The following is a 26,911-nucleotide window of genomic DNA, read 5'->3' as shown; positions in this document are numbered from 1 at the left end:
TGTATGCATTGGGTCTTGGCCGACATGACCAATTTTATGTCTGAGCATGTTAGATTGTGCCTGGGGTCGTACCACTCTTTGTATAAATACTCACAGCGAGACCGTATGGAGGTGTTTACAACCTCCGGTTTGACGAGAATTGGACAGATTTGCTCTGTTAGATTGAAAAGGTGGTTTTCAGTCGGTTCAATTTCGAAATCCATATGAAGTAGGGGACGATACGAAAAATGAAACGCGTATGGACAGGAACGGCAATAACGCTTGCTGTAATCGGGAGTGGACTTATTTTGTTTGCTGGAGGGCAGCGTACTGAGCCACAAGAAGAGTGGAGTTTGCTTAACCAAAAGGTGGAGCAGGCTTTGGCGATAGAGTCGCAGCCAATTGAGTCACAGCGCAGCAGTGAGTATGCCCAAGGAAAGCATGCTGTAAAAGAGGCTTCAGACCAAGCTGAACGCAGTGCGAATGTCGAAGCTGTTGACGATGTGAAGCAGAATACTAAGCAGAGTTCTACGGGGGTATCTGCTGCTATGAGTGAACGCTCCATGGTGGGGAATTCAAGTACCGTAAAGCAGTCAGATGCTGCGGATTCGAGATCAGACACAGCTGTTGCCAGTTCGAATGCTACAACGACGAGTAGGACAAATACGGTGAATGATTCGGTTATTCCATCCGTTTCCGGTGAAAAAAAGATAAACATCAACACAGCGACTGCTGCCGAGTTAATGGAGCTACCGGGGGTTGGGGCTAAAAAGGCCGAGGCTATTTTGAACTATCGTAATCAGCACGGACTGTTCAAGCGTGTGAACGATTTGGATCAAGTAAAGGGAATCGGAGCTAAAATGTTAGCGAAAATGAAGCCTTATGTTAGCTTATAACTTATTTAAGTTTACGGTGTAGGCTTTGAGAGTGGCTGTAACGGGTATGTTTTACGTTTAACTTGTTTATACGGGAGAGATGGAAATGAGTGCAGATGTACGCAAGGACTGGGACACCTATTTCATGGATATCGCTTATATGGTATCCACCCGTTCGCGCTGCTCGCGGCGTCATGTTGGAGCCGTACTTGTGCAAGGTAAGAAGCTATTGGGGACGGCCTATAATGGAGCACCATCCGGGGTGCCTGACTGTTCTGAGGCAGGCTGTATGATCTCGGAGGAATATGAGGTCGTTCACCGTGATGGACGGGAGGAAATGGTTAAGAAGCAGCGTTGTATTCGCACTATTCATGCGGAGCAGAACCTGCTGCTGTTTACTGACCGGATTGACCGTGAAGGCTCCTCAGTATATGTCACCGACCAGCCGTGCTGGACGTGTGCCAATATGTTGGCGAACAGCGGTATTGTGGAGATTGTATATCACCGACCTTATCCAAAAGATGCCGACAAGGTTCGTGCTATGATGGAGGAAAAGGGAATCGCCTTTCGCATGCTGGAGACTTATCATCCACCGCAGGAAACGCTGATGGATGTTAAGGATTAGATAATAAACGAGGAAGAACCTCTGACAATGTTATTTTGTCAGGGGTTCTTTTTTTGTTTTGTGTGTTGGATAGAAAGCAATGTTTGCTAATGGAAGGTGATTGTATTCAAGCCCAACTTGTGTTGACTAGGCCAATATTAAGCCTCACTGTTTGTTGGATTATAGGAAGTGCGGGGGCGTGTCTGTATTCGGGGCGTATACTTTTGGTGCTGTGGGCGGGAGTTACCCTGGTTTTCCCGCTTATAGCTTTAATGATGAAAATTCCCATCCGACATATGGTATTACTATGGATTGCTTTAAGTGGTGGTGGATTTCATTGGTTTTGGCATGATACGCATAACGTGAGCAGTATTCCTGGTGCTCTTCATGTATCGTCTTCTGTTATAGAAGACATGCCTGTTCAAGCAGCAGGGTTTATTGCTTCAGAAATTGAGATTGATGGTGATCGTGCGCAGTTTGAGATGAGAGTTACTTCTATCCATCACTTGGCAAGTCATTCCAATAAGGTCGAAAATCGAGGATCTATTTCTGAACAGGTCATTGTTCATATCAAGTTGGCTGCGAAGCAGGAACAGCAACTTGCGGCAGCATGGCAGCGTGGGGATGCAATCCTGCTGTATGGCAGCTTAAAGGCACCGATAAAAGCGGGGAACTTTGGTGGCTTTGATTACAGTGAGTATCTGCACACGCAGGAAATTCACTGGCTTTTCAAGGGGGCTGGAGCCGCCTCGTTACAGAGGCAGAAGGCTTCACTGTGGAACCGTTATACAGTATTGAGATGGAATGATCAGCTTAGAGAGCAGCTAGGTCAAAAAATGGAGTCTGCTTTTACATCACTTCTTCACGCAGGATATATGAAAGGTCTGGTGCTTGGGGTTACAGATGAGCTGGACCCAGCAACGTATAATGAATTTACGCAGCTTGGTTTAACGCATATTTTGGCGATATCAGGTATGCATGTGGCGGTATATGCGGCCACATTATTATATTTACTCAAGCTATTACGAGTTAGCCGTGAAACCTCCCTTACGATTGTGATGGTACTGATTCCGGCTTATGTGCTGCTGACAGGTGCTTCTCCCTCTGTTGTAAGAGCAGGAATTATGGCGATGATTGGCTTGTTTGCAGCTCGGCGAGGGTTGCTCAAAGACGGACTTAATATTTTAAGTATATCTGCGTTGCTTATGCTGCTATGGAATCCATACTACCTGCTTAGCGTCAGCTTTCAGCTTTCCTTTTTGGTGACAGGTGGGTTGCTCATATATATGCCGCTTATGAAGCCGTTTTTCGCCAAATGGCCCCTCCTGATCGGTGGTGAAGTTGCGATCACAATCACGGCACAGCTTGTTTCGTTTCCAATGACGGTATTCTACTTTAATCAATTTTCGTTATTATCATTTGCGGCTAATTTTGTACTTGTCCCCTTAATTACATATATCGTGCTTCCACTAGGTACGGTGGCAATGGGAATAGCCTTTTTATGGGGGGATGGGGCACGTATCCTTGCGTGGCCAGCGGAGCAATTAAACGATCTAACCTTTTCGCTTGTGAAATGGATGAATGTGGATGACGCTTATGTGAGTATTTGGCCGTCTTCTTCTATTTTGTGGGTTCTGGCGTATTACGCAGCTTTGTACAGCGTTCTGTACTGGCTCAAAACATGGTTGATATCTCGAAGGCAAACAGGCGAAATTTCCGATATGAAATCTAATCCCATAGCATCACCTGTGCATACAGGACTAGCAGCTTCTGCCGAGTGGGCGGCTATTTTGCAAACGGCTCATGAACCGAAGGGTGCAGGGAAATTTGCGCATCGACAGTGGGATGGATACCGTCATGTGGCACTGGCTTTAAGTGGTATTGCCTGGCTTGGCATACTATGTATAGGGTACCAATCTCCGGTTGAAAGAGGCACGGGAGTTGTTCAATATCTGGATGTGGGCCAAGGTGATAGCATTTTAATTACAACGCCGGGAGGGAAACATATTTTGGTGGATGGCGGGGGTACAATGGACTTTGCAACAGGGAAAAATGCTTGGCGCAAGCGCACAGATCCCTACGAGGTAGGCGCGGATACGATTGTCCCCTTGCTAAAGCAACGTGGTGTGCATCGACTGGACGCTGTTATTTTGACGCATGGAGATCACGATCATGCCGGAGGGCTACAGGCTGTATTTGACCAAATTCCCGTATCCACCCTGTTTTTTAACGGTACCCTAACAGACAAAACCCCATTCCGGAAGTTGTTAAACACGGCTTTGGACAAGCAGATCAAGCTGTACGGTGCAAATCATAGGATGGACTGGGAAGTGGACCGGGATACGAAAATTCGCTTTCTCTATCCGTTTAAGCTGGAGGAGAACGAATCTGAGCAGTTGCCTGTTATGAAGGAACAGAATCATTATTCCGTTGCCATGATTTTAGAGATGGAGGGGGCCTCGTTTTTATTCACAGGAGATATGGATGATGCCGCAGAGTCGCTGTTGCTTTCTGAATTAACCCATTCTCCATCCAGTGTGAAAGCTCAGGGGGCGACAGGAGCTGCAAGAAAAGCTGTAGACGTTATGAAAGTGGCACATCACGGAAGTAAGTACTCTACCTCGGAAGAGTGGTTGTCCTACTGGCAGCCGAAAGTATCCGTCATTTCAGTTGGTGCAAGCAACACTTATGGCCATCCGAATAAAGCGGTATTGGAACGTTTGGCGGAGGTTGATTCTGCCATATATCGAACAGACACAATGGGAGAGGTACAGATTCGTGTGCAGCAAGGGAAACTGAGTGTGCGGTATCAACGGAGACGTGAACAGACGAATTCAAAATGATTTTGTATAAAATCATCTTCAAATATAAAAAGCAGGCTTGTAACAGCCAAGAACCTGCCTATCGTTAAATCAGATAAGGTATATCAATTCTTAATCGACGATTTTTACTTTCAAGATCCGATTGCTCTGTCTTAACAACTAGAACTCATATCTGATTTTCTGATTTCCAAAAAGTAACAAAATGTTTTATCAGTTCAATAGGTTCAGTATTTAGATGTATGTAGGGGTTGAGGGAAGGTGACTACCTTCCCTTTTTCTGTTATTCTAAGGGAGGATACAATGGGGATTCTGGGCATTTTGTTATATTTTTTTTATTAAAAAAATAAAATTAGCGTCAGACGTTTATCCTGCAACAATTTGCAAAAGGGATACGTCTGTAATATTGCAGGGAGAGGGGGATCCTTTGTGGTAGAGCAGGGACTCATCCGAGCCGCTCAATCGGGCGATCGCGACGCTCTCATTACCCTATTAAGAGAGATAGAACAGCATGTGTACCGTACGGCATATTACATTCTAAATAATGAGCAGGACGCCATGGATGCTTCACAAGAAGCCCTCATACGAATATATTCCAAAATCAACTCTTATGAGGAAAAAGCGCAGTTTAAAACCTGGGTCCAACGCATTGTAACGAACATATGCATCGACAAATTCAGAAGAACAAAGCCTTCGGTTTCCATTGACGAGCATGACATGATATTTAATGACCCCCAAAACGTGGAGGTCGAGGTGTTAACCTCTTACATGGCACAAGATGTTCGTGAGGCTATACAACAGCTCCCGGAACACCACCGGACGGTAATTGTCCTGAGATATTTGCAGGATTTCTCTTATAACGAGATTGCCGATTCTCTGGATTTGCCGCTAAATACGGTCAAGTCATACTTGTATCGTGCAAGACAGCAATTGCAAGGGCTACTTCAGGAATATCAGAAAGGTGGTGTATCAGGATGAAGTGTGGAGAAGAGGTGATGGATTGGATGCAGCGTTATGTGGATCATGAACTGGGCGAAGAAGAGACTTCCCAATTAATGAACCATATTGCGACTTGCCCGGACTGTGCGGAAAAATTTCATATTCTTCAGACACTCTCTCGCGAGCTGGAGGAATTGCCTGCCGTTTCCCCGGCGTTCAGCCTGGTGGATTCCATCATGCCTCAGCTTGATGCCATTGACCGCGCACGTGAAGAGCAGGGAAGCGCGCTTCAGGAAATGCAGCCTATGGCTGCTGATCTAGAGCCTAGAACAGGGCCTAGACAACGTACACAGCCTGTGCCTTGGTGGAACCGGGTGGGAGGGCGTGCTGCCATGGGCGTAGCTGCCGCTGCCGTTGTACTGGGGATTGTAGTATTTAACTTCGAGCCTAAAACAGTGCAGGATGCGGAAGGCATACTTACATCCCAATCGCCCGAGGTAACAAGCCAGCAGACTCAGACGGAAATTCCAGGTACGACCAATGGGAGTGGAGGACGTGATGCAACCCTTGGAGCGGAATCGACCAAGCAGCCATCTGAACAGGGACAAGGTGCTGATTCCTCACTGACACCTGCAGATAAGGAACCTGACCTGGGCAACCAGGGAACAGACAGTTCAGATAACGAAAAGAATCCTTCCAAACAGGATGCTGGGAAGGTTGATGACCAGCAAGCTGGCGAGGAACCTTCAACAAAGTCTGCACCGACTAAGCATTCTTCCCATCAGGATGAAAAGCAGGGACAGCCAAACGTCGATCGTCAGACGACAAAGGATGACTCGTCTACAGATGCTCCTAAATCCGATGACAAACAGTTAAAACAGAAAAAATCTGATCAACCCACGATTGCTCCTGATGAACAGCTGGATTCGAAAATGGAAAAGGCACCTTTAGCGGGTACGGGGACCGCTCAGGAGGATAATAGCGATGATACAAGTACAAATGATTCATCTTCGTCGCCTAATCAGGAATTGAAGGTACAGAGTCGAATTGCCTCAAATGAAACGTCGAAAGATACGACATCCAAAAGTGTCACCAAAGATGCGGGGAACTCCTTAGGGGCGGATAGCAGCAATGCAGACTCTAATGATCAGCAATCATCCGTGTCACAAGACCCGGTTCGTAGAGAAGGCTTTGTATCTAATTCGCTGGTCTCTCCGGACAGCAATAATGCTTCCACCTATGGTGCCCAGTCCGCCTCTACAGATCAGTTCAACTCGCCTGATGGTAGCTATGCGGTGGCTATTGAAGGCAAAAAGCTGAAAGTGTATAAGCTTTCCGATAACGGTGTAGACCGAACAACACTGGAAGTCCGTACCCTGAAGGGTGCTTGGGTCAAAGGAAGCTGGTCAGATGACAGCCAGACCTTTATGTATGAGACGGAGCAGGATGGGACTGCAAGTAAATATACGTACACCGTTCCGCGTAGCACTGGAAAATAGTTTCCGTAGGTTAGCACACTTTTAGAAACAGAGAATAAACTATATGAACCGACGTCGTATCCCGACGGCCGAAAGTTTCTAGAGCTTTCTGCTGCCGTGTTGATATAGATGGTGGTGAAGGGATTCTGCCTAAAGGCGGGGTCCCTTTGTTTGTGTCATGACTTGCCTTCCGGTCGGATGTCAGGTACGATCAGTGGGTGGGGGGAACGGAAAATGGATGTAAAAACAGCCTCTAAGGCTATTCGCAAAGGTGATATTTCGCCAGTGTATCTGTTATATGGCAATGAAAAATATCAAATGAAGCAGTTTGTTGAGATGCTAAAAGAGAAGGTGGTGGAGGAGGAGCATCGTGACTTCGCCATTAGTTCTTATGATTTAACCGAGACGCCAATTGAGGTGGTTGTAGAGGATGCAGAAACAGCGCCTTTTCTGGTGCCAAAGAAGCTAATTATTGTACGGGATACCAGTGTATTTGCAGCAGGCAAAGATAACGGCAAAATAGAGCACCGTCTTGAGACGCTGTTGACTTATATGGATAACCCGACTGACTATAGCGTCATCGTTTTTATGGTTCAGGCTGAAAAGTTGGACGAACGGAAAAAGATCGTCAAGAAACTGAAAAGTGATGCCTCAGTTATTGCTTTCGCTCCTATGGGTGGAGATGATCTTGTGGCTTGGGTCCATAAGCGTGCAGCAGAAAGAGAAGTGCAGTTGGTAGCAGGAGCTGCTGAGAGACTCATTCAATATACGGGTGTCGGGCTTCAATCCTTGGCAGCCGAGATAGATAAGCTGTGCTTGTACGCAGGAACGCAGGGAACGATCACATCCGCTGACATTGAATCTCTTGTGCCTCGTAATACAGAGCAAAACGTATTTGCAATGGTTGAGGATCTGGCTAATTTGCGGCTGGATAAGGCGCTCAGTATTTTTTATGAATTGCTTAAGCAAAAAGAAGAACCCATCAAGATAGCAGCTTTGATCACACGGCAGTTTCGTATTATGTTGCAGGTCAAAGAGCTAGCAGGTCAAAGCTATTCTCAGCAACAAATTGCGAGTCAGCTCAGCTTGCATCCTTATGGGGTGAAAGTTGCAGGGGATCAAGCGCGGCGTTTCCGGCCTGAGCAGCTGCGCCAGCTTCTCTATGAACTGGGCGAGCTGGACTATCATATGAAGACAGGTGTCGTTGATAAGGTGCTGGGACTCGAATTGTTTTTGATGAAAATGGGGGCAGGCGCTTCAATCTAATCTCATAAAGTTATAAACTAAAAAATCCTGATCAGCCAAGGCTGGTCAGGATTTTTTCATTAACGTATAAAAGTAGCTCTTGCTTACGCTTGAGCTGTAAGAGCGTTAAGTTTTTTCGCCAAGCGAGATTTCTTGCGAGCAGCTGCATTTTTGTGGATCAGACCTTTAGTTACAGCCTTGTCCAGCTTTTGGGAAGCCACTTTGAAAGCAGCAGCAGCAGCTTCAGCTTCGTTACCTACCAACGCTGTATCGGCAGCTTTTACTGCTGTACGAAGCGCGGATTTTTGGGAAGCGTTCAACGCACGGCGTTTGTCGCTAGTTTTAACGCGTTTGATAGCGGATTTGATGTTTGGCATTACATTCACCTCCTGTAAAGGCATTACTTATGAACACAAACGTTTCACAACTTAAAATATTTTAGCATGCCACACCCCAAATTGCAATAAGAAAACATTCTAAGACGATGCAAATTACAGGATGAAAATGGATGTGCATAAACCTGTTGGGTGTCTCGCACACTATAGCCAGAGATGGTATACAAGGAGGTTTAAAAGATGGATCTGGATTTGCAGAAGTATGCGATACGCACAGATTTGGCATTAGAGGCAAGAGAACTGGCAGAACGGAATCAGCCTGTACCGCTGACGGGTATAAGTGAGAATGTGGAGGAAGATAACGGTATTAAAATTACGCGGCTGGATGTATTAAATGAAGAAGGAGCCAACCGTATTGGGCGGGTACAAGGGCATTACGTTACGCTCGAAGTACCTGGCTTGCGTGAAGGTGACACTGGACTCCAGCAAAGGGTAGCTATTGCCTTTGCAAAAGAAATGGAGCATTTTATACAAAAAATAGGGATCTCTAAGGTGGCAAGGGTGCTGGTGGTAGGGCTGGGGAATTGGAACGTGACTCCTGATTCACTGGGTCCGCTTGTCGTTGAAAATTTAATGGTCACTCGTCAATATTTTGAACTGACACCTGATCAGATCAATCCTGGATATCGGGATGTGAGTGCCATTGCACCGGGTGTTCTTGGGATCACGGGAATCGAATCCAGTGAGATCGTTCAAGGCATTGTGGATCGCACAAAACCAGAACTGATTATTGCTATTGATGCTCTGGCGTCACGTTCACTGGAGCGTGTCAATACGACCATCCAGGTGGCGGATATCGGAATACATCCGGGCTCAGGCATTGGCAACAAGCGGCGCGGTATCACCAGGGATATTATGGGGGTTCCGTGTATTGCTATCGGCGTTCCAACGGTATGCTATGCTTCAACCATCGTCAATAATGTAATCGAACTGATGAAAACGCATTTTACCAAAGAAAAGGCTTCTACCAAAGTAATTCTGGGAATGTTGGATGATATTTCAGAACCTGAGAGACTCGGGCTGGTGAGAGAGGTACTTCAACCGCTGGGGCATGATTTGATTGTGACTCCAAAAGAGATCGATGAATTTATTGAAGATATCGCGAATATCATTGCGACCGGATTGAACGCTGCTCTACATGAGGCTGTTGATCCCGACAATGTCGCCGCCTATACGCATTAATGAAAGGCTAGCAAAACCATCTTTCTAAGACACGACTCCAATATCTCTATTTAACAGGTAGCCTATCTCTTTCAAAAAGGGATGGGCTTGACCTGTAGATAGAGATTTTTGTGTTCTAGTAATTGTTCTCCGTTCATAGAGTTGAAGTATAAGAGATTTCCGCAACAGATAGGAACCCTAAGTTCTGAATGTAATAAGCGGGTTTCGACGGGACGAAGGAGGACAAGGCTCACATGAAAAAAATTCAGACCTGGAACGTCGGAAGATGGAGAAGAAAAGGTATCGAAATTTTGGCGATGGGACATACGCTTGTGCTGCTTATCGTGGGCTCGGCGCTTTTATTTGTCGTTTTGGGGCTCGGAGGATTGGCAGAAAATCGTTTGCAAACCTCTCCTGTTTCTTCGATGAAAGGATTGGCAGGCTCGGTGTCCAGCGGTTTTTTCGCAGATATGCTAGGTATGGAGGTACCCCATTTGGCACAAAAGAAACAGCATTCTTCGTTGTCGGGTGAACAATGGTCGCCATTTGTTTTTCAGATGCTTACAGGGATTAATCCGCAGGATCCCAAAAGTCTCATTTCTCGTGAAATTCCTGGCATGTCTGCAGGAGCGCCTGTCTTGCTTCGCAAGGGCTCCGGGAACATCAAGGTAGAGGGTCCTACGGATTATCAACCCGATCAGGGAACGACGGATACCCCTGGGGGCGTAGACGCAGCCGAGAATCCGCCGTCTACTACGCCGGATATTCCGACAACACCGGAAACAGACCCCGCACGTGAGGATGATCTAGGTGATGCCGCCAAAGGGGAGAAGCGTATATTAATCTATCATTCCCATCCCAGAGAAGCCTATAACCCATTACTGAGCAAAACCAGTTCTAACCCCAATTCAGGTTCTAAGTCAGCTAATGTGTCAAGGGTAGGGGACTTTGTAAAGAAGAGACTGGAAAAGCAAGGGATATCTACACTGCATGTAAATAAGGATTATGCCACCACAGTTCAAAATTACAATTGGAACTACTCCTATAAATATTCACGCGCAACGGTTAAGGAGGCTTTGGCTCAAAATAAAGGTTTAACTTATCTGCTTGATATTCATCGCGATTCCCAGCGTCATGGAAAAACAACTGCCACCATTAATGGACTTTCTTATGCCAAAGTGTATTTTATTATCGGACATGACAACAAAAATTGGCGCAAAAATGAAGCTTTTGCGGCTCGTATTCATGAAAAGTTGGAAAAATCGTATCACGGCGTATCGCGCGGTGTATGGGGAAAAGATGGCGGTAAAGGAAACAACGGTGAATACAATCAAAGCTTGTCTTCCCATAGCATTTTGATCGAAATCGGAGGGATTGACAATACCGAGGAGGAGTTAAAACGAACCTCTGACGTTTTGGCGGACATGATCAGTGAAGTGTATTGGGAGGATCAGAAAGCACAGAAGGCGGGTACCAACGTATCTGACACCAAAAAGAGCAACAGCGGCAATTAAATAAGGTAGCAGTTAGGGGGGGATATAATGACCGGACATTTTCGTAAAAAAGCGCTTGGATTTGTGCTACTGATCGGGGCAGGCGTGTTACTTGGCATGCAGCTGGCAGGCTCTGGCCTGCGCTCAGTCTATGGCCCGGGTTGGGACGAGAATCCAGTTTCATCGGTAAATCAACAGAAAGTTGAATATGAGCAGACGGTGATTGAGGATACCCCGTCAGCTAATGCCCGAGCGTATGATCGTACGTATAATACAAGGGGAAAGGTCGAGTTTGAGCCACAAACGGATACCAATGAAGGGAATACAAACGAACGAAGTGAGGAGCAGACCGCACGCTGGACACATGAATGGGATACGAAGACTGTGCAGGACGACAATACTCGGAAGGGCTTAGAGACGCCTCGTGAGCTGCTAGCCGTAAAGGCGCAGCAGGCTTCGGTAGATACCATGGCTGACAAAACGGCTGGATTGCTTCAAAACCTGTCAAGACAGGGCATTCACTGGGTTGTATCTGTATTTGACGGGGTAACAGAATAGAAATATTGCTGACCCCCCTTACAACTGCTATAATAAGCTGATTGATACTAGGCATTGTGTGGGGGTAAGGCATGACTGACATTTTGGCAAGACAACGTAAAATTCGGAACTTTAGTATCATTGCACATATAGACCATGGTAAATCTACGCTGGCTGACCGGATCTTGGAGTACACCGGTGCACTCACTTCCCGCGAAATGCAGGAGCAAGTGCTTGACCAGATGGAACTGGAGCGAGAGCGCGGGATTACAATTAAGCTCCAGGCAGTGCGACTCACTTATAAGGCCGATGACGGCGAAGAGTACATTTTAAATTTGATTGATACACCGGGACACGTCGATTTTACCTATGAGGTATCTCGTAGTTTGGCAGCCTGCGAAGGTGCTTTGCTGGTAGTAGACGCAGCGCAAGGGATTGAAGCGCAGACATTGGCTAACGTTTATTTGGCGCTCGACAACAATCTGGAGATTTTGCCAGTCCTTAACAAGATTGATTTGCCAAGCGCTGATCCTGAACGGGTCAAACAGGAAATCGAGGATGTCATCGGTTTGGACACGAGCGAAACTGTACATGCTTCAGCCAAAGCTGGAATTGGTATCAAAGAAATTTTGGAACAGGTGGTCAGAAGTGTGCCTGCTCCGCAGGGAAATCCGGATAATCCGCTCAAGGCGCTTATTTTCGATTCGCATTATGATCCTTATAAAGGCGTTATCGTATATGTACGTGTTGTGGATGGCAGTATCCGTGCGGGTTCGAAAATTAAGATGATGGCGACTGACAAAACGTTTGAGGTTATCGAGGTTGGAGCTTTCATGCCACGTATGACGATCGTGGATGAGCTAAACATCGGTGATGTTGGTTTTATCGTTGCTGGAATCAAGCATGTGGGCGACACTCGTGTCGGGGATACGGTAACGGATGCTAAAAATCCAACACCAGAACCGATGCCAGGCTATCGGAAAATTAATCCGATGGTATATTGCGGTCTGTATCCGATTGAAACATCGGAATACAACGATCTGCGTGAGGCGCTTGAAAAGCTGCAACTGAACGATGCTTCGCTCAGCTTTGAACCGGAAACATCCAGTGCGCTGGGCTTCGGTTTCCGTTGTGGTTTCCTAGGTCTGCTTCATATGGACGTTATTCAGGAACGTATTGAACGTGAATTCAATATTCCGTTGATTACAACGGCACCAAGCGTAATTTACCGTGTACAATTGACTAACGGGGAAACGATTGAAATCGATAACCCATCCAACTACCCGGAAGTGGGACGTATTGAACATGTACAAGAGCCATATGTTAAGGCAGGCATCATCGTGCCCAATGATTACGTAGGTACGGTTATGGAGCTTTGTCAGAGCAAGCGTGGTGAGTACGTGAACATGGAGTACCTGGATACAACACGGGTAACGATTACGTATCAGATTCCTTTGTCTGAGATCGTATATGATTTCTTTGATCAGCTTAAATCCAGCACTAAAGGCTATGCTTCCTTTGACTATGAGATTTCAGGCTATCGTCAGTCTAATCTGGTGAAGATGGATATTCTGCTGAATGGTGAGCAGGTCGATGCGCTGTCGTTCATCGTGCATAGAGATCGAGCTTACCACCGCGGACGTATCATTTGTGAGAAGCTGCGCGAGTTGATCCCGCGGCAAATGTTCGAGGTGCCAATCCAGGCATCTGTAGGAACAAAGGTTGTTGCGCGTGAAACCGTTAAGGCTATGCGTAAAAACGTCTTGGCCAAATGTTATGGCGGCGATATTTCCCGTAAACGGAAGCTGCTTGAGAAGCAAAAAGAAGGCAAGAAGCGTATGAAGCAGGTCGGTAACGTAGAAGTACCACAGGAAGCATTTATGGCGGTACTGAAGATAGATGAGTAAAGCAGTTTGAAGTATTCGTCCATTCTTTCATGAGGCATTTGCCATGCATGGAGAATGGACGTTCTTTATTTGAGCAAGCTATTCAAGACGTAGATCTCGTACAAGTTACAATCAGCGTAAAGCATAGTATCTTTAAAACTTTAGCGTATCTCTAAAGTATAATTTCGTTTTACTGCAACACTTACACCACAAAAATGGGCCGACTCGTGGTGGGCAGTAGCGGAGTGGGCCATTTGAATCTGGAGAAGCGTAGCGTTCGCCTTTACTCCCCAATTTTATCCCTAAGAGTGCTTATATAATAGAAAATTGGGAAGTAACAGCGATCAAAAGATCAAATGGAACACGAAGCGGTTAGTCTCGACCTCGGCTCATTTTCTCACCACACCCTGAATCGACAAGGAGGATCGGTATGACCGCATCCATACAAAAACATGAATATTCATCCGCGCCTCAAGCGGTTTATCTGCATATACCTTTTTGCACGAATAAATGCTTTTACTGTGACTTCAACTCTTATGTGCTCAAGGACCAGCCTGTTATGGAATATCTGTACGCATTAGAACGGGAGATGGAACATACGGTCAAACTTCACCCGCCAGGAGAGATCAAGACCATTTTTGTTGGGGGCGGAACACCAACAACCCTCAATCCGAAGGAAATGGAATACTTTCTGAAGAGCGTTCGTACCTATTTTCCAAACTGGGCGGAAGATATTGAGTTTTCCATGGAAGCCAATCCAGGCACAACTGATTTTGAAAAACTTTCTGTGATGAAAGAAGGGGGCGTCAATCGACTCAGCTTTGGTGTGCAGGCTTTCCAGAATGAGCTGCTTACAGGCATAGGTCGTATTCATAGTACAGATGACGTCTATCGTAGTTTGGAAAACGCACGTAAGGCCGGCTTGGACAATCTGTCGATTGACCTGATGTTCGGTTTGCCGAACCAAACGGTGGACATGCTGGATGAAAGCGTCAGTAGAGCCCTAGAGCTGGGACTTCCTCATTACTCTATCTACAGTTTGAAGGTTGAAGAGAATACGCTCTTCCACACGTTGTACCAGAAAAATCAGCTGCCGCTTCCACATGAAGATGACGAGCTGGAAATGTATTTGCTCCTCATGCGTCGCATGAAAGAAGCGGGTTATGAACAGTATGAAATTAGCAATTTCGCAAAACCAGGTTTGGGAAGTAAGCACAATATGACTTATTGGCGTAATGAGGATTATTACGGTCTTGGCGCTGGGGCACATGGTTATGTTGACAGAGAGCGTCATATGAACATTAAGGGCATTAACCCTTATGTGGAGGCTACTCGGAATGGACTACCGCGTTTGGACAGTTTTGAGGTGCCGACGGCGGAAGCCATGGAGGATTTCCTCATGGTCGGTTTGAGAATGCTGGAAGGTGTGTCTAAATCCCGTTTTGAAGCTCAATTTGGTCAGACATTGGAAGACATGTTTACAGTTCCTCTCAGAAAAATGCTGAATGCGGGATTAATTGAATCAATCGAGGATGGGTATCGTTTGAGCGAACGCGGTATTTTATTCGGAAATGATGTATTTGCAGAGTTCATCGGTTCTATCACGGTAAATTCATAAGTTGCAGGCTTCAATACAGCACATTTTGACCCCGTAAGCTGGACCATCATTTTTATTACACCATTCTGCCACAGCAGGGTAAATGGAGTATTGCGATTCTATGCGTAATGTTGTATATTTATTCATTATATGCGGCAAGCGGCAGGAGGAGAGCAAGATGGCTTCAGTGTGTAAAGATGTATTGTGCAGAAGTGCGGTTCCTGAGGATGTGGAGCCTTTATATGAAATGATTAGCGGCTATGCAGAGCGGGGGATTATGCTACCACGTTCAAGGGAAGTGCTTACGCGCCAGCTGGAGCTGTTTATTGTTGCAGAGGTAGATGGCCAAGTCGTTGGTTGTGGTTCTTTATGCAAATTGGGCGCTGATTTAGTAGAGATTCGCTCCTTGGGGATCTCTGAGGGACATAAAGGAATGGGGATTGGCTCCAAGCTCGTGGAGGGCCTCATTATAGAAGCACGGCGGCAACGTATTCCTAAAATTATGGCACTAACCTACGAGGTATCCTTTTTTATAAAAAACGGTTTTGATGTAGTTAGCAAAGAGATTTTCCCTGAGAAGGTATGGACCGACTGCATTCACTGCAGTAAGCAAAATAATTGTGATGAAATCGCAGTGTTGAAAGTACTGAACTGACCTGTCAATAATGAGGTCAGTTCAGTGTTTTTTTATCAGGACGTAGCCGTGTGTATGTGTTACAGCTCACATTATTGTGCCCCTGTTTATTTCTCAAATGTTTGGAGTAACCACCAAATGAATTGATGATGAGGCTCTAGTTCCGAAGGTATATCATTCAAGCTTCTTATGGGATGGTCCTTATGGTATTCCTTATCATTATAAAAGTATGTAGTGCCATCTAACGGGACCTGACGCTTGTATTTATACAAGGCGACAACATATTTTTCAGACTCTCCGGTTCGGCTTGGAAGATAGGTGTACCCTTCCCACTCGGCATCATAATGTAATATAGCTGTAACACTATATTTGATTTGCTTGGGAATGCTTGGACTAAATTCTTGTGGGTAAAATAAAATGGTATTCCACATGCTTAATAGAATAGTAGGGACCAAAATTAAGGCACACCACAGGGGTCTTAATTTACGAATTAAATGGATCACTGAAATCATAAGGGTAGCGTTCAGAATAAAAACTAGTGTTAAAGCAATTATTCTTCCTAGTCCTGTGTAGGGAAACAATTTGATTAAAATGTAAAACATACAAATTGTAGGTAAAAGAGCGATTAATGCGTATAAAAGGTTGCGGCGCTGGCTTCTTAGATCCCATTCCTCCTTAAAGGAAATAAAGTTACAAACAGTTTGGAGACACAATCTCAAATTTTTCAGTTTTCTGTATCTCTATACATAAATACGGTTTGGATATGATGAATAATGAGGTTTTCCGTGAAAAAGTGCAAACGCTCTGTTTTATTGTAGTCATCAAAATGGATATAATAAATCTCGTGTATTGAAAATACTGATCTGACTTGACAATGATCAGGTCGGTTTGGTATTTTTGTATTATCAGTTAGCACTCATCGCGAACGAGTGCTAATGATTCCATTTAACAATCATGCTATTATGGATAAACGATAAGGGGGGATTCGCTTGTTAACCGAACGTCAGAGACTCATTTTGAATGCGATTATTGATGACTACATTCGTTCGGCTGAGCCAGTGGGTTCCCGCAGCATATCCAAAAGGCAGGATGTCGGATTCAGCCCAGCCACAATCCGGAATGAAATGTCGGATTTGGAGGAACAGGGCTATCTGGAGCAACCCCATACTTCTGCGGGACGCATCCCGTCTCATAAAGGCTATCGTTATTATGTGGACCATTTGGTCCCACTAAATACACTGAAGCCTATGGAAATGCGGGAACTAAAAGCCTTTTACGCCGAAAAGCTGAATGTAATGGAGCAAGTGATCCAGCATGCATCAGGCATTTTGTCCCATATGACCAATTATACTTCCATCCTGCTTGGGCCGGAGGTTTTTCATACTTCGTTGCGTCATTTTCAGCTGTTACCGCTCAACGAAACAACGGCTGTAGCGATTATCGTGACCAATACCGGTCAGGTGGAGAATAAAACGGTGGATATTCCGCCTGGAATTTCAATCTCCGAGATGGAAAAGGTTGTGAATTTACTGAACAGCAAGCTGGTTGGTGTACCGATTTATCAGCTTAAATCACGCCTTTACACCGCGCTTGGTCAGGAAATGGAGAAGCATGTGTCTCATTTTGAGGACGCTATGAAGGTGCTGGATAAAGCACTCGATAATGAATCTGATCAGCGCCTGTATTTAAGCGGTGCGACGAACATGCTGAATCAGCCCGAATTTAAAGATGTAGAAAAGGTTAAACATATTCTCGATCTGCTGGAGGAAACACCAACGCTGCTTAAACTGATGACTCCTGTAGCCGGAGCACCTGAAATCCAAGTCCGCATCGGCACAGAAAATGATCATGAAGCATTTGCCAATTGCAGCCTGATTACTGCTACATATGCAGTAGACGGAGAAGCGTTGGGTACTATAGGAATATTGGGTCCGACGCGGATGGAGTATGCGAGAGTTATTAATATTTTGGGTATCCTGTCTAAGGATTTGACCGCAATGCTAACGCAACGGTTTAAATAAAATAAGATCGCATAGGTTGCAGTCCTACATGTTCCGCGCTGGGATACGGTTTGTATCCTGCGCGGGTGCATTGTTGCGTGCTTTTATAAGGGGAGTTACAACTTGAAGGAGGTGAAACATTTTGAAGGAAGAACAAGCGTTCCAAGATGACAAACAACAAAATGTAAGCACAGAGGAAGCCGCTGAAACGAGCCAACAGGAAGAGCCAGTGAATGAAGCGGCAGCACTGGAAGCCGAGGAAAACACTGAGGTGGCAAAACTTCGTGCAGAGGCTGAGGAGCATCAGCAACGGTTTTTGCGCGCACAGGCGGATTTTGATAATTTTCGCCGCCGTACGTTGAAAGAAAAGGAAGACCTTGCTAAATATGCTTCTATGAAGCTTGTTACCGAGTTGGTGCCTGTTCTGGATAACTTCGAGCGAGCGCTGGCAACAGCATCGCAAGGAGCGGAGTCTGAGTCATTCACTAAAGGGGTGGAAATGATTTTCCGTCAGTTTGAGAGTGTACTTCAGGCAGAGGGAGTAACGGCCATGAATGCAGTGGGACAACCGTTTAATCCTGATTTCCATCAGGCTATTATGCAGGTAGAAAGCGAAGAGCATGATGAAGGCATCGTTGTTGAAGAGGTACAAAAAGGATACATGCTGAAGGACAAGGTACTCCGTCCGGCGATGGTAAAAGTTAGCATGTAGCTTTTTCTATATACATTAGAATTACATCATTTTGATTCAACCAATCTGGCCTGAGGGCCTCGTATATACAGAAGGAGGAATTGTCCGATGAGCAAAGTAATCGGTATTGACTTAGGTACAACCAACTCTTGTGTGGCTGTTATGGAGGGCGGCGAAGCCGTCGTTATTCCAAATCCGGAAGGCGCGCGCACAACCCCTTCCGTTGTCGGCTTTAAAAAAGATGGGGAGCGTACTGTAGGAGAAACGGCAAAACGCCAAGCAATTACGAACCCGGATCGTACAATCATGTCCATCAAGCGCCACATGGGTACAAACCATAAAGAAAACATTGACGGTAAGGAATATTCCGCACCGGAAATCTCCGCTATGATTTTGCAAAAGCTGAAAGCCGACGCTGAAGCTTACCTCGGCCAAACGGTTTCTCAAGCAGTTATCACTGTACCTGCTTACTTCAATGACGGTCAACGTCAAGCAACTAAGGACGCAGGTAAAATTGCTGGTCTGGAAGTTCTGCGGATTGTCAATGAGCCAACAGCAGCTGCATTGGCATATGGTATGGAAAAATCCGAAGACCAAACCATCCTCGTATATGACTTGGGTGGCGGTACATTCGACGTATCCATTTTGGAACTGGGCGATGGTTTCTTCGAAGTTAAAGCAACAAGCGGCGACAACAAGCTGGGTGGCGATGACTTTGACCAAGTGATTATTGATTACCTCGTAAATGAATTCAAAAAAGATCAAGGTATTGATCTGAGCAAAGATAAAGCAGCTGTACAACGTCTGAAAGACGCAGCAGAAAAAGCGAAAAAAGAACTGTCCGGCGTGTTGACAACGACAATTTCCTTGCCGTTCATCACAGTAGCTGACGGCGTTCCACAGCACTTGGAGTTAAACCTGACTCGTGCGAAATTTGAAGAATTGTCCGCAGACCTGGTAGAACGTACTTTGGGACCTACTCGTCAAGCGATGAAAGATGCAGGCATGAGTGCTAGCGACATCGATAAAATCGTTCTGGTCGGCGGCTCCACACGTATTCCGGCTGTACAAGAAGCAATCAAAAAGCTGACAGGTAAAGAGCCTCACAAAGGCGTAAACCCTGATGAAGTAGTAGCTTTGGGTGCGGCAGTTCAAGCAGGTGTATTGACAGGTGATGTGAAAGACGTCGTTCTTCTCGACGTAACTCCACTGTCCCTCGGTATTGAAACTGCAGGTGGCGTATTCACTAAAATGATTGAACGCAACACGACAATCCCTACGAGCAAATCGCAGGTATTCTCGACGTATGCCGACAATCAGCCTAGCGTGGAAATTCACGTGCTGCAAGGTGAGCGCGAAATGGCAGCAGGCAACAAAACACTGGGCCGTTTCCAACTGGGAGACATCCCTCCAGCACCACGTGGTGTGCCGCAAATCGAAGTTACCTTCGATCTAGATGCGAACGGTATCGTAAACGTATCTGCTACAGATAAAGGCACAGGCAAAAGCCAAAAAATTACGATCACTTCTTCTAGCGGCTTGAGTGACGAAGAAGTAGAACGTATGATGAAGGATGCCGAGTTGCATGCGGAAGAAGATAAGAAACGCAAAGAGTTGGTAGAAGCGAAAAACGCTGCAGACCAACTGATCTACTCCGTAGACAAAACGATTAAAGATCTGGGCGAAAAAGCTGATGCAGGTGAAGTCGAAAAAGCAAATGCAGCTAAAGAAAATCTGCAAAAAGCGCTGGAATCCGACAACCTGGAAGACATCAAAAAAGCTACTGAAGAACTGACTGAAATCGTTCAGCAATTGTCTGTGAAATTGTATGAGCAAGCTGCTCAAGCAGCACAAGCTCAAGACGGAGCAGCCGACAACAAAGGCCGTGACAATGTAGTTGATGCGGACTATGAAGTTGTTGACGAAGATCAGAAGAAAGACTAAGCAACGGATCGGGTAGTGGCAACTTTACGGTATACCGGTGCGTTATGATATACTGAACAGTAATTAGCAGCGTAGCTGCCTTGATAAATAACAATTAGCCTAAGGGTAACCGTTATTTCCAAGATAAATAAGCATATTACGGGTTGTACTGCCTTGAAATGATGGGAAGGTCAAAGCCGGGTCATCCCGCGCCTTTGGCTTTCCTTTTATATGTAGTGCAGACACGTTGTAGGCATGGGGGTGGAACATTGGCTGATAAGCGTGATTATTATGAAGTGCTAGGTGTCGCAAAAGGCGCTTCGGATGAAGAAGTCAAAAAGGCTTACCGTAAGCTTGCGCGTCAGTATCATCCGGACGTGAACAAGGCTGCGGACGCAGAAGCTAAATTTAAAGAAGTAAAAGAAGCTTACGATGTCCTCAGCGATGGTCAGAAGCGGGCAAGATATGACCAATACGGTCATGTAGATCCGAATCAGGGCATGGGAGGCGGCTTCGGTGGTGCCGACTTCGGTGGCGGATTTGGTGATATCTTCGATATGTTCTTTGGCGGCGGCGGCAACGGTCGACGTGATCCGAATGCACCGCAGCGAGGAAACGATCTTCAGTATACGATGACGATTGAATTCAAAGAAGCGGTGTTTGGTAAAGAAACCGATATTCAAATTGAACGTACGGAAACATGCGATACGTGTCATGGTACAGGAGCCAAAGCGGGCACTCAACCACAGACCTGTTCCGTCTGCCACGGCAGTGGACAGGAAGAAGTGGTACAGAATACACCGTTTGGCCGCATGGTTAATCGACGCGCCTGCTCCAATTGCGGCGGTTCCGGTAAAATCATCAAAGAAAAATGTACCACTTGTAGCGGATCAGGTCGTGTTCGCAAGAAACGTAAAATTCATATTCGAATTCCGGCGGGTGTGGATGATGGCGCACAAATGCGTATCAACGGTGAAGGCGAAGGCGGTGTCAACGGAGGACCGGCAGGTGACTTATACGTCGTGTTCCGTGTGAAGTCGCACGACTTCTTTGAGCGTGAGGGAGACGATATCTACTGTGAAATTCCGCTGACGTTCTCACAGGCAGCCTTGGGAGATGAGGTAGAGATCCCGACGTTGACCGAGAAAGTGAAGCTGAAAGTTCCAGCAGGCACGCAAACAGGGACTTATTTCCGTCTTAAAGGAAAGGGTGTGCCAAAACTGCGCGGCGTAGGTCAAGGTGACCAGCATATTAAAGTAGTCGTGGTAACGCCTAGCAAGCTGAGTGAGGAACAGAAGGATTTGCTGCGTCAGTTCTCTTCGCTTAGTGGAGAGCAGACACATGAGAATGAGCAGTCCTTTTTTGACCGTGTGAAGCGGGCTTTCCGAGGCGACTAATCCAAAGTCGAAATCGCGGAGCTTCAATTATGAATCCGAGGGACTATTCCGCAATTGCGGGATAGTCCCTTTTTTTATATTCACGTAAACACATACATAGCCATTTTTGTATAACCAGAGTTAACTATTGAGCGTCTATCAATATCAACTAGAAAGGGGTGAGTTCCATCGAAAAAATATGGACAAATCTGCGTCGAGGTAAGCCGCTATTAAAGCTCAGAGGTCTAATAACGTTGCTCGTATGTCTGGTTATGGCACTTGTGCTCCTGCCAGTAACACTATTATTTGCCGAGAGAGTTGAGCATGAAACGGAGAAGGGGCTCGAGGAGAAGTCAATGTCCATTGCGCGTACACTCGCCCATACACCGCTTATTATCGAGCAATTGCATCAGACAGATTCATCTCCTTCCATGCAGGAGTATGTGAAGAAGGTTTCAACGGCGAATCATGTCCAATTTGTCGTGGTTATGGATATGAAGGGAATTCGTAAAACGCACCCGGATGCTAGGCGGATTGGCAAAGCCTTTGTCGGAGGAGACGAGTATACTGCCCTTCATGGTCAGGAGAGCGTGTCCGTTGCAAAGGGGACATTAGGCATGTCCATGCGAGCTTTTTCCCCCGTGTTCAGTATGACGGGAAAGCAGGTCGGGGCGATTGTTGTCGGTATATCCATGCAAGATGTACGGAGGGCCCAGGAAGGCAACACCCGTCTTATTGCTATCGCCATTGGTATCGGAATGTTGATTGGCACAGGAGGAGCTGTAGTGCTGGCTCGGAAAATCAAAAATATGCTGGTCGGTCTGGAACCGCCGGAAATCGCACGTTTGCTGGAGGAACGCAGTGCGATGCTACAGTCCATCAAGGAAGGAGTCATCGCAGTGGATGAAGGCGGTCGTATTATGCTGATGAATGCGGAAGCGATCCGTCTACTCAGGCAAGCGGGAATTGAAGATTTTTCATTCTCTGGACAGGAAATTACTGTTTATTTATCCGCTTTCCGATTGCAAGAGGTGTTGGAAGCGAGCACTCCACAGATGGATGAGGAAATGGAACTGGGTGGGATCACCTTAATAACCACCAGTGTTCCGATACAGGTCAAAGGGGAGATTGTCGGAGCCATTGTGACTTTTCGGGATAAGACGGAGATGAACCAACTTGCGGAACGTTTGACAGGAGTTTCTCTGTATACGGAAGCACTACGTGCGCAGGCTCACGAATTTATGAACAAGCTGCATGTCATTATGGGGATGGTACACTTGCGAATGTATGATAAACTGGAACACTATATTATGGATGCCGTCGAGCATCATCAAGTAGAGATTGGTTCGATTACTCGGCAGCTTAAGGACCCAGTTATGGCGGGGTTTGTGTTAGGAAAATTAAGCCGGGCCAGAGAGGCAGGGGTAAGTTTTGAACTAACTCCAGATAGTCACTTGCCTGAATCCAGTCAAACTCAAACGACTCATGAACTGATTACTATTCTTGGCAATCTGTTTGATAATGCGGTGGAGGCGATGGAATCTCTGGAGCACAAGCGGATTACCCTCTCACTTTATTATGAAGAGAAACAGCAGAATGGCTGTCTGACCTGTATCATGTGCGACAATGGCCCGGGTATACCGGAGGGCCTTAGGGAGACTATTTTTGAAAAAGGTTTTTCGACCAAGGGAGAGTCGCGAGGGATGGGGCTTTATCTGGTGGCGCAAAGTGTGAAGAGGCTACAAGGAAGTCTAAAGTTAATTCCTGTCGAGCAAGGGTGTTGTTTTCAGATGAAGATTCCATACATTATAGTGGGGAATGATAAACATGATTAATGTCCTAATTGTAGAAGATGATCCGATGGTTGCGGAATTTAATCGCAAATATATGGAGCAGGTAGAGGGCTTCCAATGTGGTGGGTGGGCTTCTTCGGTGGAGGAGGCTAAGAAATATATAGCTGAACAAGCTATTGATCTGATATTGCTGGATGTGTATATGCAAGAAAGCAATGGCCTCGATCTACTGTCATTCATCCGGGAGGCTGGAGTGAATGTGGATGTTATTGTCATCTCAGCTGCAAGTGACATGAATAGTGTCAAAAAGGCGATGAACTTCGGCGCGGTTGATTATTTAATTAAACCTTTCCACTTTAACCGTTTTCTAGAGGCCCTTACCGGGTACCGAGAGCACATTCGTATTGTGCGTGAGCGTAGTTTACTGTCGCAGGAGGAACTGGACCGACTGATTTATCATAAAAGCATAACTAGAGACTTGGCACGGTTGCCCAAGGGGATAACGAAATCCACACTGGCTATGATATGGAGTTGTATCCAGCAGCATCATAAGGCTCTATTTTCCACCGAGGATATTGCGGAGAGTGCAGGGATCTCCAGGGTATCTATGCGCAAGTATCTGGCTTTTATGACAGAGATTGAAGTCCTTTCTATGGAAACCATATATGGCACCATTGGACGTCCTGTTTACCAGTACCAGGTTTTGCCGCAGGCAGAAGCAATCATGAACAGTTATATTTAACCTTCCTTCTGATTACTTTAGTTACAAAAGTTGGTTCTTAGTTTTAAAACCAAATAAAGCGTTTTCCATAGTGTAGAATGGGAACATGATCATCATTCTTCACTTTATGGAGGGAGATTTATGGAAAATGCTACGAACCAGCCTGTCATGCAAAAGGAGCGAAGTTGGAGTAAAAATACGGTAGACGGGTTTAGGATGCTGGGCAAGGTAAAGGTGGGAGTGATTCCTCTTCCGCTGTATGTTGTGATCGCGCTGATTGTTTATGCGGCAGCAATTACAGAAAGACTTCCGAACGATCTGTTGGGCGGGTTTGCCGTCATCATGATTTTAGGTATACTGCTCAGTGATCTGGGGGTCAAACTTCCATTACTCAAACATATAGGCGGGCCAGCCATTCTATCCCTTATGGTTCCTTCGTTAATGGTATTTTGGAATATGTTCAGTCCCTCTGCCGTGGGGGCTGTGCATACGCTTATGAAAACCTCGAATTTTCTTTATTTCTACATCGCATGTCTCGTAACAGGAAGCATTCTTGGTATGGATCGCAAAATGCTGCTGAATGGAATTGTCAAAATTTTTGCCCCCATTATTATAGGATCTATTGCTGCGGTTGCCGTTGGTATGGTGGTGGGGATGACTTTTGGCTATAGTGCTTATCATACATTTTTTTTCATCATCATTCCTATTATTTCCGGTGGGATTGGAGAAGGCATTTTACCGTTATCCATTTCGTATGGAATGGTACTGGGCAAGGATTCTGCGGTGTTCGTATCCCAGTTTATTCCGGCTGCCATTATCGGTAACATTGTTGCAATTATAGGTGCAGGCGTCTTGAAGAGACTAGCGGAGAAAAAACCAAAAACTTCTGGTAACGGGAGGTTGTTAAAACTAGAAAATTACGAAGACAAGTTAGGTCCGGTAAATTTGGGGCAATCCGTTTCTTTTCCATTAATGGGTGGTGGTCTGTTATTGGCCTGTACTTTCTTTATTGTGGGTAAGCTGCTGGAGCCATATCTCCATATTCCAGGACCGATTCTCATGATTCTGGCGGCAGCATTAATTAAGTGCATTCAGGTCATGCCGAACTCATTGGAGCAGGGAGCTTTTCATTTGTACAAATGTATAACCGCTAGTTTGACGTGGCCCTTGATGGTGGGGTTAGGCATTTTGTATGTGCCATTAGATAGTGTAGTTGGGATTCTAACGCTACCCTATGCGATCACCTGTGCATCTGTAGTGGTTGCATTGATTGTTACTGGCTACTTCACAGGAAAATGGATTCACATGTATCCCGTAGAAGCTGCTTTGGTGACTAGTTGTCGCGGCGGGTTAGGGGGCACGGGCGATGTAGCCATTCTGTCTGCATCCAACCGAATGGAGCTAATGCCTTTTGCCCAAATTGCAACACGGATTGGCGGGGCGGGTACGGTCATTTTAGCCACCTTGTTACTCCAATTATGGAGCTAATGAGTTTTAGACCAAGCTATAAAATTCATATCATATACAGTCATGAAAGGATGGAGAAATATATGAGCAGTTTAAGAGATGAAATCAGAGAATTACACGAAGGTGGGAAAATGGAGACCTTACCCAAGAAGCGAATTGAAACGATGGAGGGATTGTCCAAAGTTTATACGCCGGGTGTGGCTCAAATTTGCATGGAAATTGCCAATGATCCAGCCAAAGCGTTTCAATTAACGATCAAAAAAAATACAGTAGCAGTCGTTTCAGATGGAACAGCGGTACTTGGATTGGGAGATATCGGGCCGGAGGCAGCTATGCCTGTGATGGAGGGGAAGGCAGTACTGTTCAAACAATTTGCAGGTGTTGACGCATTTCCCATCTGTCTCAATACGAAGGACCCTGATGATATTGTTCAAATTGTCAAGATGATCGCTCCTGCCTTTGGTGGCATTAATTTGGAAGATATATCTTCGCCACGCTGTTTTGAGATCGAGAGACGGTTGAAGCAGGAACTCGACATTCCAGTATTTCATGATGATCAGCATGGTACGGCAGTCGTGGTATTAGCGGGTTTGGTCAATGCACTCAAGGTATGTGGCAAAAAAATGGAAGATGTCAAAGTAGTTTTTGCCGGGATCGGTGCGGCGGGTATGGCCTGCTCGCGTATGCTGCTCAAGGCAGGGGTACGCAATCTGATTGGCGTGGATCGGCAAGGAGCCATTCACCGAGATGTGGAATACAGTAACCCGCATTGGACAGAGTATGCGAACATGACTAACCCGCATAATCTAAGGGGGAGTTTATCCGAGGTGATTGTGGGAGCTGATGTGTTCATCGGTGTGTCGGGTCCAGATATACTGACTGTGGAAGACATACAGAGCATGGCAACTGATCCCATAGTGTTCGCCATGGCGAATCCGAAGCCAGAAATTGATCCGGCTATAGCCTCACCTTATGTACGTGTGCTTGCTACCGGTCGCTCCGATTTTCCTAATCAGATTAATAACGTGTTGTGCTTCCCGGGAATTTTTCGGGGCGCTCTGGATTGCCATGCGAAGACGATTAACGAGGAGATGAAACTGGCTGCCGGGCTTGCCATCGCTGATGCAATTTGCCCTGAGGAGCTAAGTGAAACTTATATCATACCGAATGTTTTTAATCCAAAGGTGGTTCAAAAGGTACGGGATGCTGTTATTCGCGCAGCCTGGGAGACAGGAGTAGCCATGTCAGGTGAAGCTCCAGCTGCTACTTTACATCCGTAAAAGTTATGTTCTTCACAA

General features: G+C 45.9%; 21 protein-coding genes. 20 read left to right on the top strand and 1 reads right to left on the bottom strand.

Annotation, left to right across the window (positions count from 1 at the left end; all coding sequences use genetic code 11):
* Positions 1-227: 227 nt before the first annotated feature.
* From ACN6NF_RS16640 to holA, 6 genes are all read left to right on the top strand, one after another.
* On the top strand, positions 228-875 hold the full coding sequence (locus tag ACN6NF_RS16640) for a ComEA family DNA-binding protein (RefSeq protein WP_474318659.1): 648 nt from the start codon (positions 228-230) through the stop codon (positions 873-875).
* Positions 876-960: 85 nt separating this feature from the next.
* Entirely contained in the window at positions 961-1,479 is a 519-nt protein-coding gene (locus ACN6NF_RS16635; RefSeq protein WP_016821629.1) for a deoxycytidylate deaminase, read from the top strand.
* Between the two features lie 203 nt (positions 1,480-1,682).
* Positions 1,683-4,301: a ComEC/Rec2 family competence protein gene (locus tag ACN6NF_RS16630; protein WP_474318658.1), complete on the top strand. Its 2,619-nt coding sequence runs from the start codon at positions 1,683-1,685 to the stop codon at positions 4,299-4,301.
* A gap of 405 nt (positions 4,302-4,706) precedes the next feature.
* Positions 4,707-5,255, top strand: coding sequence for an RNA polymerase sigma factor (locus ACN6NF_RS16625; protein WP_013311184.1), 549 nt, complete (start codon positions 4,707-4,709; stop codon positions 5,253-5,255).
* A complete protein-coding gene (locus ACN6NF_RS16620; protein ID WP_474318657.1) occupies positions 5,252-6,715 on the top strand; it encodes an anti-sigma factor family protein in 1,464 nt (487 codons plus the stop codon). Before ACN6NF_RS16625 ends, ACN6NF_RS16620 begins: the two co-directional genes overlap by 4 nt.
* A gap of 213 nt (positions 6,716-6,928) precedes the next feature.
* Positions 6,929-7,960, top strand: coding sequence for a DNA polymerase III subunit delta (gene holA, locus ACN6NF_RS16615; protein ID WP_474318656.1), 1,032 nt, complete (start codon positions 6,929-6,931; stop codon positions 7,958-7,960).
* 83 nt (positions 7,961-8,043) lie between these two features.
* On the opposite strand, the gene rpsT is transcribed toward holA, so the two are convergent.
* Positions 8,044-8,316, bottom strand: coding sequence for a 30S ribosomal protein S20 (rpsT, locus tag ACN6NF_RS16610; protein WP_013372187.1), 273 nt, complete (start codon positions 8,314-8,316; stop codon positions 8,044-8,046).
* Between the two features lie 198 nt (positions 8,317-8,514).
* Between rpsT and gpr the strand changes: the two genes are divergently transcribed.
* The 14 genes from gpr to ACN6NF_RS16540 all read left to right on the top strand — a co-directional run bounded on the left by gpr (position 8,515) and on the right by ACN6NF_RS16540 (position 26,893).
* Positions 8,515-9,516 (top strand): GPR endopeptidase, encoded by a 1,002-nt coding sequence (gene gpr, locus ACN6NF_RS16605; protein WP_474318655.1) that lies wholly within the window; start codon positions 8,515-8,517, stop codon positions 9,514-9,516.
* A 233-nt stretch (positions 9,517-9,749) separates the two neighbouring features.
* The gene (locus tag ACN6NF_RS16600; RefSeq protein WP_474318654.1) at positions 9,750-11,009 is read left to right on the top strand and encodes a stage II sporulation protein P; all 1,260 of its coding nucleotides are present in this window, start codon (positions 9,750-9,752) and stop codon (positions 11,007-11,009) included.
* Positions 11,010-11,036: 27 nt separating this feature from the next.
* Positions 11,037-11,546 carry a hypothetical protein gene (locus ACN6NF_RS16595; RefSeq protein WP_474318653.1) on the top strand — a complete coding sequence of 170 codons (510 nt, stop codon included), beginning with the start codon at positions 11,037-11,039 and terminating at the stop codon, positions 11,544-11,546.
* 71 nt (positions 11,547-11,617) lie between these two features.
* On the top strand, positions 11,618-13,432 hold the full coding sequence (lepA, locus tag ACN6NF_RS16590) for a translation elongation factor 4 (protein WP_474318652.1): 1,815 nt from the start codon (positions 11,618-11,620) through the stop codon (positions 13,430-13,432).
* Between the two features lie 409 nt (positions 13,433-13,841).
* On the top strand, positions 13,842-15,029 hold the full coding sequence (gene hemW, locus ACN6NF_RS16585; RefSeq protein WP_474318651.1) for a radical SAM family heme chaperone HemW: 1,188 nt from the start codon (positions 13,842-13,844) through the stop codon (positions 15,027-15,029).
* A 157-nt stretch (positions 15,030-15,186) separates the two neighbouring features.
* Positions 15,187-15,663, top strand: coding sequence for an N-acetyltransferase (locus ACN6NF_RS16580; protein WP_474318650.1), 477 nt, complete (start codon positions 15,187-15,189; stop codon positions 15,661-15,663).
* Positions 15,664-16,631: 968 nt separating this feature from the next.
* Positions 16,632-17,663: a heat-inducible transcriptional repressor HrcA gene (gene hrcA, locus ACN6NF_RS16575; RefSeq protein ID WP_013372178.1), complete on the top strand. Its 1,032-nt coding sequence runs from the start codon at positions 16,632-16,634 to the stop codon at positions 17,661-17,663.
* 121 nt (positions 17,664-17,784) lie between these two features.
* Positions 17,785-18,354 carry a nucleotide exchange factor GrpE gene (grpE, locus tag ACN6NF_RS16570; RefSeq protein ID WP_474318649.1) on the top strand — a complete coding sequence of 190 codons (570 nt, stop codon included), beginning with the start codon at positions 17,785-17,787 and terminating at the stop codon, positions 18,352-18,354.
* 87 nt (positions 18,355-18,441) lie between these two features.
* Complete coding sequence (dnaK, locus tag ACN6NF_RS16565; RefSeq protein WP_474318648.1) at positions 18,442-20,277, top strand: molecular chaperone DnaK; 1,836 nt, start codon at positions 18,442-18,444, stop codon at positions 20,275-20,277.
* A 248-nt stretch (positions 20,278-20,525) separates the two neighbouring features.
* On the top strand, positions 20,526-21,653 hold the full coding sequence (dnaJ, locus tag ACN6NF_RS16560) for a molecular chaperone DnaJ (RefSeq protein ID WP_474318647.1): 1,128 nt from the start codon (positions 20,526-20,528) through the stop codon (positions 21,651-21,653).
* Positions 21,654-21,811: 158 nt separating this feature from the next.
* Positions 21,812-23,467: a DcuS/MalK family sensor histidine kinase gene (gene dcuS, locus ACN6NF_RS16555; RefSeq protein WP_474318646.1), complete on the top strand. Its 1,656-nt coding sequence runs from the start codon at positions 21,812-21,814 to the stop codon at positions 23,465-23,467.
* Positions 23,460-24,167 carry a two-component system response regulator DcuR gene (gene dcuR / locus ACN6NF_RS16550; RefSeq protein WP_474318645.1) on the top strand — a complete coding sequence of 236 codons (708 nt, stop codon included), beginning with the start codon at positions 23,460-23,462 and terminating at the stop codon, positions 24,165-24,167. Before dcuS ends, dcuR begins: the two co-directional genes overlap by 8 nt.
* A 120-nt stretch (positions 24,168-24,287) precedes the next feature.
* Positions 24,288-25,634, top strand: a complete 1,347-nt coding sequence (locus ACN6NF_RS16545; protein WP_474318644.1) for a 2-hydroxycarboxylate transporter family protein — start codon at positions 24,288-24,290, stop codon at positions 25,632-25,634.
* A 62-nt stretch (positions 25,635-25,696) separates the two neighbouring features.
* On the top strand, positions 25,697-26,893 hold the full coding sequence (locus ACN6NF_RS16540; protein ID WP_474318642.1) for an NAD(P)-dependent malic enzyme: 1,197 nt from the start codon (positions 25,697-25,699) through the stop codon (positions 26,891-26,893).
* The last annotated feature ends 18 nt before the right edge of the window (positions 26,894-26,911 follow it).

This window comes from Paenibacillus sp. TSM33 (assembly GCF_056099025.1).
The sequence above is the reverse complement of the archived record's forward strand: the minus strand, read 5'-3'. Positions and strand labels throughout refer to the sequence as shown.